This window comes from Algoriphagus sp. Y33, from assembly GCF_014838715.1.
Taxonomy (GTDB): Bacteria; Bacteroidota; Bacteroidia; order Cytophagales; family Cyclobacteriaceae; genus Algoriphagus.
On sequence record NZ_CP061947.1, the window covers coordinates 2,110,310 to 2,122,965 of the forward strand.

The window sequence follows — 12,656 nt, forward strand, 5'->3', positions numbered from 1 at the left end:
TTTAATGAGTGAAAAATCAGCTTCCCTAATTCCAGTCTTGATTGCATCAAGCCTTAAGCCCGCCAAAGATACAAGAGCTTGGGGAAAGCTTGGCCTTTCGTTGCGAGAATCAGGGCATTTCAGTCTGATTTTTATGGGATTTTCACAAATTCGACTGAAAAATTCCGAAGATGAAAAGTTCTATCGTTCACTTTCAAACACTAACTCACGTTGGGGAAGGATCTCCTCACAGGCAATATTCCTCAAAACATTACTACGGACTCGTCCAAAAATCCTGATTTGCTGCACCTATGAATACTTACCAATTGCTTCATTTTTCAAAAGGATTTTGGGCTACAAGTTGGTCTATGATGTGCAGGAAAACTACATCAAGAATCTGGATTTAAACCCCAGGTTAAGCCCTGCTAAAAAGAGAAAAATCAGTAGATTAATTAGGGGAATGGAGCAGATGAAAGGAATCGATTTATTCCTGCTTGCTGAACTTTGCTATACGGAAGAGATGCCGGACAAAACTCCATTCTTGATTTTGGAGAATAAATATGCAGGAGAAATCAAATCTGTATCACCGTTCAAATTCTCATTAAAAGAAGGGTATTGTTTTCTGATTTCAGGCACACTTACTCCTGCATTTGGCACACTCGAAGCAATCGATTGGTTTAAGGAAATCTTAAATGAATTCCCAAAATCCATCCTCAAAATAATAGGACATTGTACGCTTCCAAGCTTCAGGATTTCCCTTCAAAAGGCTTGTGAAAACACTCCCCAAATTCAGCTGAAGGCATCCAGTTTTCCTATCCCGAACGAGCTGATCATCACCGAATATTCCGAGATAGATTTTGCGGTTTTACCCTACCAAAACAGGAATGCAATAAAGGATAAAATGCCTACCAAACTGTTTGAATCAGCAGCGCTTGGAGTGCCTGTTTTGATAAGCAGAAATCCTAAATGGCTAGACTTTCTCGGAACATTTTCCGGAGGATTTCCTATTGATTTTTTCGACCCCCAGCACGCTTGTCAGCAATTCAGAGCCGCACTTCATCGGGAGTATTTCACCCAAAGCCCTGATGATTCTATCCTGTGGAAATCCCAACACACAGACTTCGTTTTGGCTATCAAGAACCTAAATCCAATAAAATAGGATGTGGATTACTATCCACACTTATCCACCTAGGCCCTCATTTTTACACTCATTCCTATAAAACGGAAACTGGGATAGTTTCGCTTATAAATCAACTAATTATACAATCTTAATACATCAAAATACTATAAATCAACTATTTAGACTAATAATAACGTATGACTAATTTTATTTTTAGACATGGCTAAATACGTAAACACATTTGAAAACAGGTTATCCACAGGCGATTTAGCCACTGTTGAATTAATTTTTAGATATATCTAATTTAATTTTTACCTTTGCCTCAGTACAACTTACATTACCAATGGTCTTAACCACTGCTGAGGAGAATTACCTGAAAGCCATCTATCACCTTTCGGAAGGAGCAACGAAAAGCGTATCCACAAACGACGTAGCCGCCGAGATGAAAACCAAGCCTGCTTCCGTCTCGGATATGCTCCGAAAACTGGGTGACAAGGAGGTGATAGAATACCGGAAATATTACGGAGTCAACATCACTGAAGAAGGAAAAAAGAGAGCGCTTCAAACAATCAGAAAGCACAGGCTCTGGGAAGTCTTTTTGGTGGACAAACTACAGTTTGCCTGGGATGAAGTTCATGAGGTGGCAGAGGAGCTGGAACACATCCAATCCCCTCTCCTAATTCAGCGACTGGACGCTTACTTAAACTATCCAAAATTTGATCCGCATGGCGATCCAATACCGGATGAATATGGAGATGTGAGGGCTAGACCAAGGCTTGCACTGAATGAAATGGAAGTGGATCAGTCCGGGCAGATTGTAGCCGTAAAAGACAGCTCGGCGGCCTTCCTAAAATACCTGGATAAAGTAGGTGCTTACATCGGAGCGAGAATCAAAATTTTGGACAAAGTGGAGTTTGACGGTTCCATGGAAATTCTTGTAGATCAAAAAAAAACGCTCTTTATGTCGAAGGACGTAGCAGCAAATATTTTGGCAATTCAGTCATGAATTCGAGCCCGCCTCAGGCTGGCAGGTTCCGAAGTTCGTGACATAGGGTATAACCTTTGAAAGAAAAATATAAACACGTGAAAAACACCGTTGTCCTACTTCCTATTTTACTTCTTTTCTTTGGATGCAAATTTGACAATCCTAAAGAAAGAGCGAGACCACTGATCGTAGCCACCACCAGTATTCTAGCGGATGGAATCAGAAACCTTGTGGGCGAAAACGCAGAAGTGGTTTCTCTTATGCCTGCCGGAGTGGATCCACATTTGTACAAAGCTTCCGTGCGGGATTTGGATTTACTCCAAAATGCAGACCTAGTCATTTATCACGGGCTTTTTCTGGAAGGGAAAATGACGGAGATTTTCGAGAAGCTGGCATTCAGCCAAAGCCTGATCAATGTCTCAGAAGACATTCCCGATAATTTACTTTTAAGATCCGGACCGGAAGCCCACTCCGTAGATCCACACATCTGGTTTGATGTTTCACTATGGTCTCTGGCACTGTCCCACGCTTCAGAAGAAATTGTAAAATGGCAGCCTGGCTGGAAGTCAACGGTAAATAAGAATACCGAGTCTTACCTCTCACAACTGGAAACATTACATAATGACAATCTCGCCAAAGTTGCTGCACTTCGCAACGCCAATCAAGCGCTGATCACCGCACATGATGCATTCTCCTATTTTGGCAAAGCGTATGATTTGGAAGTTCTCGGGCTCCAAGGCCTATCCACACTGAGTGAACCGGGACTGAGAGATTTGACCGGGCTGGTGAGTTTCATCGTAGAGCGGAATATTCACGCTGTATTCGCTGAGCAGACTATTTCCCCCAAGGCAATAGAAGCGGTGGTTGCAGGCTGCGCCAATCAAAACCATGAAATCAAATTGGCAGGACCACTGTATACAGATAGTTTGGGCGCGGCGGACTCTTCGGCCGGCACTTATATAGGAATGGTAAGTACCAATGTTCAAGTAATTTTCGAAAGCCTAACGCAATGATCACACACGTAGAATCCCCTATTTTAGAAATACATGATCTGACTGTCAGTTATGATCAAAGCCCTGTTTTATGGAACGTGGACCTGAGCTTGCCTGCGGGAAAGCTTATTGGAATTCTCGGTCCCAACGGTGCGGGAAAGTCCACCCTGATCAAAGCAATCATGGGACTTGTTCCGATCACAGGTGGATATGTCAAGATTTTTGACCGGGAGTTAAACGATGTGAGAAGCCGCATCAGCTATGTGCCCCAGCGAGAATCAGTAGACTGGAATTTCCCTGCTTCCGTATTGGATGTGGTGATGATGGGGACTTATGGAAAACTCGGGATTTTTCGCAGACCGGGCAAGAAAGAAAAGAAAATCGCCATGGATTGCCTGGAAAAAGTTGGGATGCAATCCTTCGAAAAGAGGCAAATCTCCGAACTTTCCGGCGGTCAGCAGCAACGGGTATTTATAGCAAGAGCACTTGCCCAGGAAGCAGATCTATATCTGATGGACGAACCTTTCGCAGGAGTGGACATGGCTACAGAAACGGCCATTTTCCAGCTCCTTCAAGAAATGACATCGGCCGGAAAAACAGTGATCGTAGTACACCATGATATACATTCTGCTATGAATTACTTTGACTGGATCATTATGCTAAATCTTCACTTAGTGGCATCCGGCCCGAAAGCCGATGTGATGACGGAAGAACTCCTACGTAAAACGTACGGAGGAAAACTCAACCTGCTCACCAAAGTCACTGACATCATTAGACAAAAGGACTTTAACCCATTGAAAAACTGATGAGCGATTTTGTCTATTTCTTTACCTTTCAGGATGCTTCAATCGCCTTTGTGGTCATTGGAATCATATTGCTCGGAATAGGCTCGGCATATGTGGGAACATACAGTTTTCTTGACAAGAAAGCCCTGCTCGGAGACGCTATTTCCCATGCCGTGCTCCCCGGGATTTGCCTAGGCTTTATGCTGGCAGGCGAAAAAAATCCTATTTACATCGTCGCCGGTGCATTTTTATCAGGTGCACTTGCCACATTTCTCACCTCCTGGCTGAAGAGCAACACGAGGTTAAGTGATGATGCGATTATTGCCTCTATCCTTTCCATATTCTTTGGCTTTGGGATAGTCCTGCTCACCGTCATTCAAAAATCCGGAAACCCGGAAATGGCCGGGCTGAATCAATTTATTTTTGGAAACGCGATAGCTATTCTGGAAGAAGACCTCTATATCTACGGGGGGTTGGCAATACTGATTATTATTACACTTTCTGCCTTCAGGAAAGAATTTTCCATGCTGGTCTTCAATGCTGACTTCGGAAAGTCAATTGGCTACCCTATGGGATCGATCCGGCTGGCCTTCAATGTGCTGATGATTTTGGCCGTGGTGATTGGGATCCAAGCCATCGGTGTGGTGCTAATGGCCGCTTTACTGATCGCCCCCGGAGCCGCCGCAAGATTCTGGACAGATAACCTCGGGAAGCTTCTGCTTATAGCCGGGTCATTTTCGGCTATTTCGGGAATCCTCGGAACCTATGTATCCTTTGTAATTCCACAGATGCCTACAGGTCCTTGGGTAGTAATTTTCCTTTCTATATTTGCGTTTGTCTCATTTCTTTTTGCTCCCAAAAAAGGTGTGCTCTTCCGCTTTGTCGCAAGAAAGCACTACTTGAAAAAGACGCATCAAGACCACTTATTGAAAGGTATATTCCACGGTCTGGAAGATGGCAAAAACTCATTTGGCATAGAAGAAATCTATGAGGCCTTTCCCTACAAAAAGAGAGAGACGAAGCATACAATTGATAATTTAATAAAAAGAAACCTACTTGTTGTAAATCAAGGTTTTATACAATTCACTCCTGAGGGAAAATCAGAAGCTAAACGAATTGTCCGACTTCATAGGCTATGGGAACTTTACCTCAATGAGTACATGAATATTGCACCTGATCACGTGCATGATTCTGCCGAAAAACTGGAACATATCCTCACTCCTGAACTCGAAGCTTTGCTGGAGAACAGGCTAAATTATCCTAAACTCGATCCTCACCAGGAGACTATCCCCCGCGACACCGATGAGCTTTGACCAAAACGCATTTCTAATCATTTTCACAGCATCCATTATTTCAATTTCATGTGGGCTGCTGGGTGTTTTTATGATGCTGCGAAAAATGTCCATGACAGGAGATGCCATCTCCCACGCAGTACTCCCGGGAATAGTCATAGGGTTCTTCGTATCCGGCAGCCAGCGTGGACTGGAGGTAATTATAGGAGCTGGACTTCTCGGTATTTTGGCTACTTTGATTATCAATTGGCTTAAAACAAAAGCTAAAGTACAGCTGGATGCATCTATAGGAATCACCTTTACACTCTTATTTGCCATCGGAATTATCCTGATAAATATGCTGGCCTATAAAGTCGACTTGGACCAGGAATGTGTGCTGTATGGTGAGATTGCCTACCTGCCGATAGATCTCTGGATTACCAAAGCCGGGTTTAGCATGGGACCAAGAATCACCTATCTCGCCATCTTGAATTTAGTTTTGGTCAGTCTATTTATATTCTTATTGTACAAGGAGTTAACATTGACCAGTTTTGATGAAAACTTCGGTTTGGTAATAGGTCTTCCGGCAGGAGCCATCAACCTTGCCTTGATGAGTATGGTTTCCTATACGACCGTCAGCAGTTTCGAAGCTGTTGGTGCTATTTTGGTGGTAGCCTTGTTGGTAGTCCCTCCTGCCACGGCATTTCTTTGGACTAAAAAATTAACCTCCCTGATTAAACTTACCTGCGCTTTAGGTATTTTTATCGCAATAGCAGGATATTATATGGCATATTTGGTTGACAGTTCTATAGCAGGAATGATGGTTGCAGTTGGTGGGATTGTCTTTTTAGGGAGCGCTTTAGTCAAAAGCACCAAGCCGCATATGCTATTCGGAACTTCCACCCCAAACAAGCCGTTGGAGATTTGAAAACTAGAAGCATGAAAAAAATAGTATTTATAAGTTTATTTCTATTCACTGCCCATTTTGTGAGAGCACAGGATAAAATAGAATGGCTGAAATTTGAAGAGGCTGTAGCCGCTACAGAAGCCAATCCTAAAATGCTCTTGATCGATGTCTATACGGACTGGTGCGGCTGGTGCAAAAAAATGGACAAGGAAACTTTCACCGATCCCGTAGTAGTCAGCTATATCAATGAGAAATTCTATGCCGTCAAAATGAACGCTGAGGACAATAAGCGCAAGTTTGACTTCAAAGGAAAAGAATATACTGAGGCAAAAATGGCAGCAGCCATGCGTGTGAACTCCTATCCTAATTTTGTGATCATCGATCCTACATTGAAGAATATTACCCAGTTGCCCGGATACAGGCAGCCCGTACAGTTTCTGGATGGATTGGGACAAATCGTAGATAATGGAATCGGCGCAAAATGAGTTTTTCCCTTTCTGAACAAAGCGACACCATAGTCGCTTTAGCCACTCCCCAGGGCGTTGGAGCTATTGCCATAATCCGCCTTTCCGGAAAAGATGCCATTCAGCTTACAAATGAAGTCTTTTTTGGTAAAAATTTGGAGAACCAAGAATCCCACACCATACATTTTGGAACTATCCGTGATGGCGAGAAGATCATCGATGAAGTTCTTGTTTCCTTATTTATCGCACCCAAGTCATTTACCAAGGAAAATGTGGTGGAAATATCCACACACGGCTCGTCCTATATCATCAATCAGGTTCTAAAGCTTTTTATCCGAAAAGGAGCCCGCCCGGCTAAACCGGGAGAATTCACCCAGCGCGCATTTCTCAATGGTCAGTTTGATCTGGCACAGGCTGAGGCAGTAGCAGATCTGATCCATGCGGATTCCGAGACTTCACATCAGGCTGCACTTAGCCAAATGAGAGGCGGATTTAGCTCTGAAATTCAAGAGCTTAGAAGTAAACTGATCCATTTTGCTTCAATGATAGAACTGGAACTGGACTTTGGTGAAGAGGATGTGGAATTTGCAAGCCGGGAAGAATTACGGACGTTGGTAGAACGCCTTCTAAGAGTAGTGGAAGAATTGATTTTGAGTTTTGACCTGGGAAATGTGATCAAAAATGGCGTACCTACTGTGATCGCCGGAAAACCCAATGCCGGCAAATCCACCCTACTCAATGCGCTGCTCAACGAAGAGAAAGCAATCGTGTCTGAAATTGCCGGAACGACGAGGGATTTTATCGAAGATGAAATTAATATTGGAGGCGTGATCTTCCGATTTATAGACACAGCAGGTTTACGGGAAACAACCGATACCATTGAAGCAATTGGCGTAAGCAGAACCCAGGAGAAAATGAAGTCCGCTTCCTTGATTTTGTATCTGTTTGATTTGGGTGATACAGATTTGGTAGAGATCAACCGGGATGTCAATAAGCTGGAAAATCAGGGAGTCCCTTTCTTGAAAGTAGCGAATAAAGTAGATAAAGGTAACCCACAGTTAATGAGTAAGTTAAAAGAAAAATACCCTGACACAATTTTTATCTCTGCCGGGCAAAAAGAGAACTTGGAAGAACTGAAATCCAGGATTTTGGTACTAGTAAATCTGGACAAATTCCGGACAGGAAATACTGTGGTGACTAACGTGCGTCACTATGATTCATTAGTGAAAACCCGGGAATCCTTATTGGATATTCTCACTGGTTTGGACAAGGAAGTGACCAATGACTTTGTGGCGATGGATATCCGCCGCTCCCTTCACTTCCTAGGAGAGATCACCGGTGAGATTACCACAGATGATCTTCTGGAGAATATTTTTAGGAATTTTTGTATCGGGAAATAAGCCTAGTTTTCTTTGCTTGACTTTGTTTGATTTTCCCTGAATATCAAGACGGATTTTAATGAAAAACGCTTCCATATTCGAGATTTTGAGTTTCTAAAGATTCATCTTCACCAACATCCAAAAGATGCTGTTGAAAGAAAAGAGAACAAAGAAAACAGAAAGCTTGCAGAAGAGATTTTCTTGGTGAGAGAGAATCTCCAAAGGATAGAGTTTTCATTGGTCTCAAATACAATGCAGTGTATAATAACGAATTGGTAAGCTGGTACAACAGGGCTGGGTTTTTCAAGCACATCACTTTTCACAGTGCCAGGCGCATACTAATGCAGTTTTATTTCTTGAAAATGGAACAGATCTGTATACAGTTCAAAAAAGACTTGGGCATAAGGAAATAAAAACCACGGCAAGCTATGCGAAAATCGTTGATAAAAAAAATGCAAGAATCTGCTATGCTAATTCCTAAGGCAGATTCAAATTTAAAATCTGAATCCTATTCCGGTAGATAAATTAATTCTACTAATCTGAAATAAATTACGATCAACAAACTGCTTCTGAAACTCCATATTATTGAGCCATGACCATTTAGATGCAAAGTGATACCTGAGAGAAATCCCAAATTCAACGCCAACCTTAGAATAATCCGTCATTGCTGTGATCAAGATGCCATTTCCATTGTATTCATATTCTGACCCCATATACATTCTGCCCACCCTAGCCTTTGCATCAATATTCAGTTTTGGGCTCACTGGAACAGTATAAACAGGACCAATCATTAAAGCTCCAAATGTGTTGATAAATTCCTCATTGGATCTTTGCAGAACATGTGCACCTCCCTGCCATTTAAGGGAAACGCCCCAGTTTTTTCCGAAAAAATATCCGGCGTCTATAAGATTGATCGTCAGCCCCACTCCTCCCGGATTCAGAGAAAGAGTTTCTCCAGTATTAGAATTTAAACCATTCATATAACCGGGAACGATATAGCCTAGTGTAAATTCTGAACCGGTAAACATTGTTGAACCTGCACTTATTCCAATATAAGCTTTTTTGATTTTGTTATTGGTTTGTCCAAAACAATGAATTGAGAAGCAGAAAGCAATAATTATTGTAGCTATTATTTTTACATACATGCCCTTAAAGTTAGGAACTTCTTATGCTATTTCAGATGCTTTCTGAAGCAAATAAATTAATTTATCCTATAAGATTACCTCAGAAATTAAATGTGCTAACTGGTTAATTGTTTTTTTTAACTAAATCATTATTCACACACAAAGAACCAAAAAAAGTCTTAGTCAGAATTTAGCTTACTCCTCCTGCCTTTTTTCTGAAGGTTTATGATTTGTAAAAAGCTATTTTACAATGAGATACCTACTCAAATACTGAAAACATACAGTATCCCCTATTCAATCACATATTTAGCAGGAGTGGTGCCCAAATGCTTTTTGAATGTGGTAATAAACGAACTCACATTTTCATATCCCAAATCAAAAGCAATGTCCTTTACCGCTCTTCTTTCTCCAAGTAGCCTTATTGCTTCAAGCAATTTTAAACGCATCTTCCATTCACCGAAACCCATACCCAACTCCTTAGTAAACAACCGTAAAAGCGTTCTGGAACTCATGCATGATAGCTCCGCATAATACTCAATAGTTTTCGTTCCCGAAACATCGTTCATCAGAGCATCTGTTACTTTTTTAACTCTTTCATCACGGCTTGTCGGAAGGAATGTGGGACTGGGGGTTAAGCAGGAGATTTCATCCAACAGTACTTCAAAAATTCTAGCTTGTTGGGATGTCAATCGCTCAGGGTTCGAAAAAAAGGTGATTTTGGCTAGCAGGCTTTTTATAAAAACCGTTGTGTCAAAAGCAAAGCTCACTTTGGGAAGACTGCACAATTTTGACTCATCAATAAATGCTGAAACAACTTTCACATTCCTTGGGAAGTATACCTGATGCCCCTCATTACCTGCTAACCACACGCATTGGGATGGATTGACTATCCAAATATTTTTTCCTGTTACAACTTCCATAATCCCTCGATCGCATGATATGATTTGGGCCCGTGGATGAGAATGATAATCAGCACATTTTGCATTCCGGATAGTTTCAGAATAAGTGGTAACCGGGCGTAGCTCATTTTTCTCAAAACCGTGGTCAACACTGATATTTGTCTTATAATCATTATTCATTGTCCTAATATAGTAACTATGACATTGTCTGGCTTACCGAACTTTGCATGTAAACAATAGAATATTTATGGAAAGCAAAAAGCACAACGAAAACATTATAAAGCAATTTTCCAAACAGGCAGTTGGGTACTCCTCAATAACTTCACACAGCGATGCTTTGGACAAATTGGTTCAGATTTCCGGAATAACCAAAGAAGACACGGTACTGGATATTGCATGCGGTACAGGCATTGTATCCTGCGAATTTGCCAAACATGCCCATTTTGTTACCGGTATTGACATCACCGAAGAAATGCTTGATCATGCGAGAAAATCGCAACAAAAGGAGAACCTCCAAAACGTCTCCTGGGAGACTGGAGACGTTACAGATTTACCATATCCCGACAACCATTTTTCGCTAGTGATATCAAGATTTGGGTTTCACCATTTTTTAGACCCACTTCAAGTTTTGAGTGAAATGACGAGAGTCTGTAAATCCAACGGCCTGATTATGGTAGTGGATGTCTCGGTACCTGACGATAAAATCAACAAGTACAACGAAATGGAAAAACTTAGGGACTATTCCCATGTATCAACAATCTCAAAGGCCGGTTTTGCCAGTATTTTTGAAAAGACTGGGTTAAAACATCCTGAAACCGATGACTATGTAATGCAGATTACCCTAAATGAACAACTCCAAGCTTCGTTTCCGACAAACCCCGATGAATTGAAAAACATGATTCTTCAGGATATAGGAGTTGATAATTTGGGAATAAACGCAAGATGGTTTGGTGAAGAAGTAATGCTTAACTACCCAATCCATATCTTTTCAGCCCGAAAATGACAGACAGAAAAAATGATATGAAATCGGCACGATTAAAATCATCATTAAAACACACAGGACTCCGTCAGCTGACGGATTAATCGTCAAAGATTCTATCTGACCATTAAAAATCAAAATATAAACAGATGAAATCGAGTCTGCCTGCATCAGGTAGGCTCGATCCCTTACCTCGGGATCACATACTGGGATGATTACCTATAGTCAGCAAATCTCAAAGGTTGTCACCCCCTGATAGGCAGATGTCCCAATTCAGGTGTATCAAACACCCGCTCCATTTCCATGCGGATAATTTCTTCCACGTCCCGTTTGATCCCACGGTAGTTCTGTATGACCTCCTCCTGGGAGACATCCCGGACTTTCGGTATAGGCTGATATACATCCTCTTCTTGTTTCAATGCTTTATCATCATTAATAATTGTAGCATGAAATGCTTTCAGCCTGATCTTTTGATCAGGGGTACCTGCCACCAAGCCGACAAATTCACCCGAAGAAAGAGAAGATATTGTAGAAGCGGGAACCGCCTGATCCAGCTGGGTTGATTTTGATATAGAAGTCTCCAAACTATTGATTGAAATGCTCTCGCGGTTCTGAATGATTCTTCCAAACCGTTCGGAAAGTTGCTTGCCCGTATCATCCAAAACCTGACCACTGATAACATTCCCTACGGTATTCATAATCACATCCGCCTGTTCCCTCCCTTAATCTTTCCGAAGCTGGCTGTAGTCCTGAACTCCTAAGCAATTGGTCTTAGTTCTCCTGTTTAAACTTTGCAGTTCCTTAAATACTCTAATTTTTTCCCCCCACGGAAAGATTTCTGAGTGCAAATCCCTTCATTTCCAACAGACGTGCTTTACCGTTGTTTACCTTTTGCTCATTGTAGCGTACAGCACCGCCTATTGACTTGCCCGTAATGACAGTTAGCTTTCTTTTAAATAGAATAGCCCTGACAAGTTCACTTGTGGTCTGACAAAAGGAAGCCTTGGGGAGTAACGATTTGAGATGCAGGTTTTCCTCTGTTGTAATTCTAACGGTAAGCCATAACGGTTTGGGAGCTTCCGCCTTTTTCATAAGCATCTGCATTTTAAAATTCGACTTCGGAGAATTTTACCCCCACCGCAATTCCGACAGCGGTGGGCAAGATCGGATTGTGGCACAATCCTACATCTTGCTCATTGCCAACACGCAATGCCAAGCTTGCCCTCAGTGGAAGGTCGAGTTGATCAAGTAGAAATTTTAATCCTTGGCAAAAGCCTCAGTTTTCCAGATTCCACACCCAATCGTCAGCGGCCATTACCCAATCACGTATGGGAAATCCCATTTCATTTCGCCAGTCCATCCCCTGGTAATAGAAATAGAAAACCTCGGCTTCGGAAGCCGGAACTTGAAGGGAGTTAAAGTAAGCCTGTTCCTGTTCCAGTGTAGGAGAAACATTTCTTGAAAAATTGAGATTCTGAGCTTCGAGATTCATAACGGTTGTCGTTTTTGATAAAGCTCAAAAGTGTGGAAGCATGGATTCTTTTAGGTATACTCCAATTGAGACTTTAGAAGATCCTGCAACTTCATAAGGTACAACTTGCTCAGTCCATTGAAAAACTATCCCTTTTAACTTTATAAATGCTTACCCTTGCTTAAAATTGGATTTCATAGAAGTAAGTCTCACTGGTTAAAGTTTCTCTGAAATATCTTTTCCAATGACTAGAACCGTTACCGCTGCTGTACATAATTGAATTAACAGTAGGCTTAAAACA

The 12,656-nt window shown here is 41.8% G+C and carries 14 protein-coding genes; 9 read left to right on the plus strand and 5 right to left on the minus strand.

All coding sequences use genetic code 11. The features are described from left to right. Positions 1 to 4 precede the first annotated feature (4 nt). From ID165_RS08540 to mnmE, 8 genes are all read left to right on the plus strand, one after another. Positions 5 to 1,138, plus strand: a complete 1,134-nt coding sequence (locus ID165_RS08540; RefSeq protein ID WP_192349933.1) for a hypothetical protein — start codon at positions 5 to 7, stop codon at positions 1,136 to 1,138. A gap of 304 nt (positions 1,139 to 1,442) precedes the next feature. Beyond that, positions 1,443 to 2,105: a metal-dependent transcriptional regulator gene (locus ID165_RS08545; protein WP_192349934.1), complete on the plus strand. Its 663-nt coding sequence runs from the start codon at positions 1,443 to 1,445 to the stop codon at positions 2,103 to 2,105. A 77-nt stretch (positions 2,106 to 2,182) separates the two neighbouring features. After that, a complete protein-coding gene (locus tag ID165_RS08550) occupies positions 2,183 to 3,097 on the plus strand; it encodes a metal ABC transporter solute-binding protein, Zn/Mn family (protein WP_192349935.1) in 915 nt (304 codons plus the stop codon). Continuing rightward, entirely contained in the window at positions 3,094 to 3,882 is a 789-nt protein-coding gene (locus ID165_RS08555; RefSeq protein ID WP_192349936.1) for a metal ABC transporter ATP-binding protein, read from the plus strand. The genes ID165_RS08550 and ID165_RS08555 overlap by 4 nt, the downstream gene beginning before the upstream one ends. Continuing rightward, the gene (locus ID165_RS08560) at positions 3,882 to 5,174 is read left to right on the plus strand and encodes an iron chelate uptake ABC transporter family permease subunit (protein ID WP_192349937.1); all 1,293 of its coding nucleotides are present in this window, start codon (positions 3,882 to 3,884) and stop codon (positions 5,172 to 5,174) included. The genes ID165_RS08555 and ID165_RS08560 overlap by 1 nt, the downstream gene beginning before the upstream one ends. Beyond that, positions 5,164 to 6,060: a metal ABC transporter permease gene (locus ID165_RS08565; protein WP_192349938.1), complete on the plus strand. Its 897-nt coding sequence runs from the start codon at positions 5,164 to 5,166 to the stop codon at positions 6,058 to 6,060. Before ID165_RS08560 ends, ID165_RS08565 begins: the two co-directional genes overlap by 11 nt. An 11-nt stretch (positions 6,061 to 6,071) precedes the next feature. Continuing rightward, positions 6,072 to 6,524 (plus strand): thioredoxin fold domain-containing protein, encoded by a 453-nt coding sequence (locus ID165_RS08570; RefSeq protein ID WP_192349939.1) that lies wholly within the window; start codon positions 6,072 to 6,074, stop codon positions 6,522 to 6,524. After that, the gene (gene mnmE / locus ID165_RS08575) at positions 6,521 to 7,903 is read left to right on the plus strand and encodes a tRNA uridine-5-carboxymethylaminomethyl(34) synthesis GTPase MnmE (RefSeq protein ID WP_192349940.1); all 1,383 of its coding nucleotides are present in this window, start codon (positions 6,521 to 6,523) and stop codon (positions 7,901 to 7,903) included. Before ID165_RS08570 ends, mnmE begins: the two co-directional genes overlap by 4 nt. 473 nt (positions 7,904 to 8,376) lie before the next feature. Here the strand turns inward: mnmE and ID165_RS08580 are convergent, their stop codons facing one another. Together ID165_RS08580 and ID165_RS08585 are read right to left on the minus strand one after the other, a co-directional pair. Beyond that, positions 8,377 to 9,027, minus strand: a complete 651-nt coding sequence (locus ID165_RS08580; protein ID WP_192349941.1) for an outer membrane beta-barrel protein — start codon at positions 9,025 to 9,027, stop codon at positions 8,377 to 8,379. 269 nt (positions 9,028 to 9,296) lie between these two features. Beyond that, positions 9,297 to 10,085 carry an AraC family transcriptional regulator gene (locus tag ID165_RS08585; RefSeq protein WP_192349942.1) on the minus strand — a complete coding sequence of 263 codons (789 nt, stop codon included), beginning with the start codon at positions 10,083 to 10,085 and terminating at the stop codon, positions 9,297 to 9,299. 67 nt (positions 10,086 to 10,152) lie between these two features. Between ID165_RS08585 and ID165_RS08590 the strand changes: the two genes are divergently transcribed. After that, positions 10,153 to 10,908, plus strand: coding sequence for a class I SAM-dependent methyltransferase (locus ID165_RS08590; RefSeq protein ID WP_192349943.1), 756 nt, complete (start codon positions 10,153 to 10,155; stop codon positions 10,906 to 10,908). Between the two features lie 221 nt (positions 10,909 to 11,129). Here ID165_RS08590 and ID165_RS08595 read toward each other — a convergent pair whose 3' ends face one another. The 3 genes from ID165_RS08595 to ID165_RS08605 form a co-directional block, all read right to left on the minus strand. Then, the gene (locus ID165_RS08595; RefSeq protein WP_192349944.1) at positions 11,130 to 11,582 is read right to left on the minus strand and encodes a hypothetical protein; all 453 of its coding nucleotides are present in this window, start codon (positions 11,580 to 11,582) and stop codon (positions 11,130 to 11,132) included. A 112-nt stretch (positions 11,583 to 11,694) separates the two neighbouring features. Then, on the minus strand, positions 11,695 to 11,976 hold the full coding sequence (locus ID165_RS08600; protein WP_192349945.1) for a hypothetical protein: 282 nt from the start codon (positions 11,974 to 11,976) through the stop codon (positions 11,695 to 11,697). A 184-nt stretch (positions 11,977 to 12,160) separates the two neighbouring features. After that, complete coding sequence (locus ID165_RS08605) at positions 12,161 to 12,376, minus strand: hypothetical protein (protein ID WP_192349946.1); 216 nt, start codon at positions 12,374 to 12,376, stop codon at positions 12,161 to 12,163. Between the last annotated feature and the right edge of the window lie 280 nt (positions 12,377 to 12,656).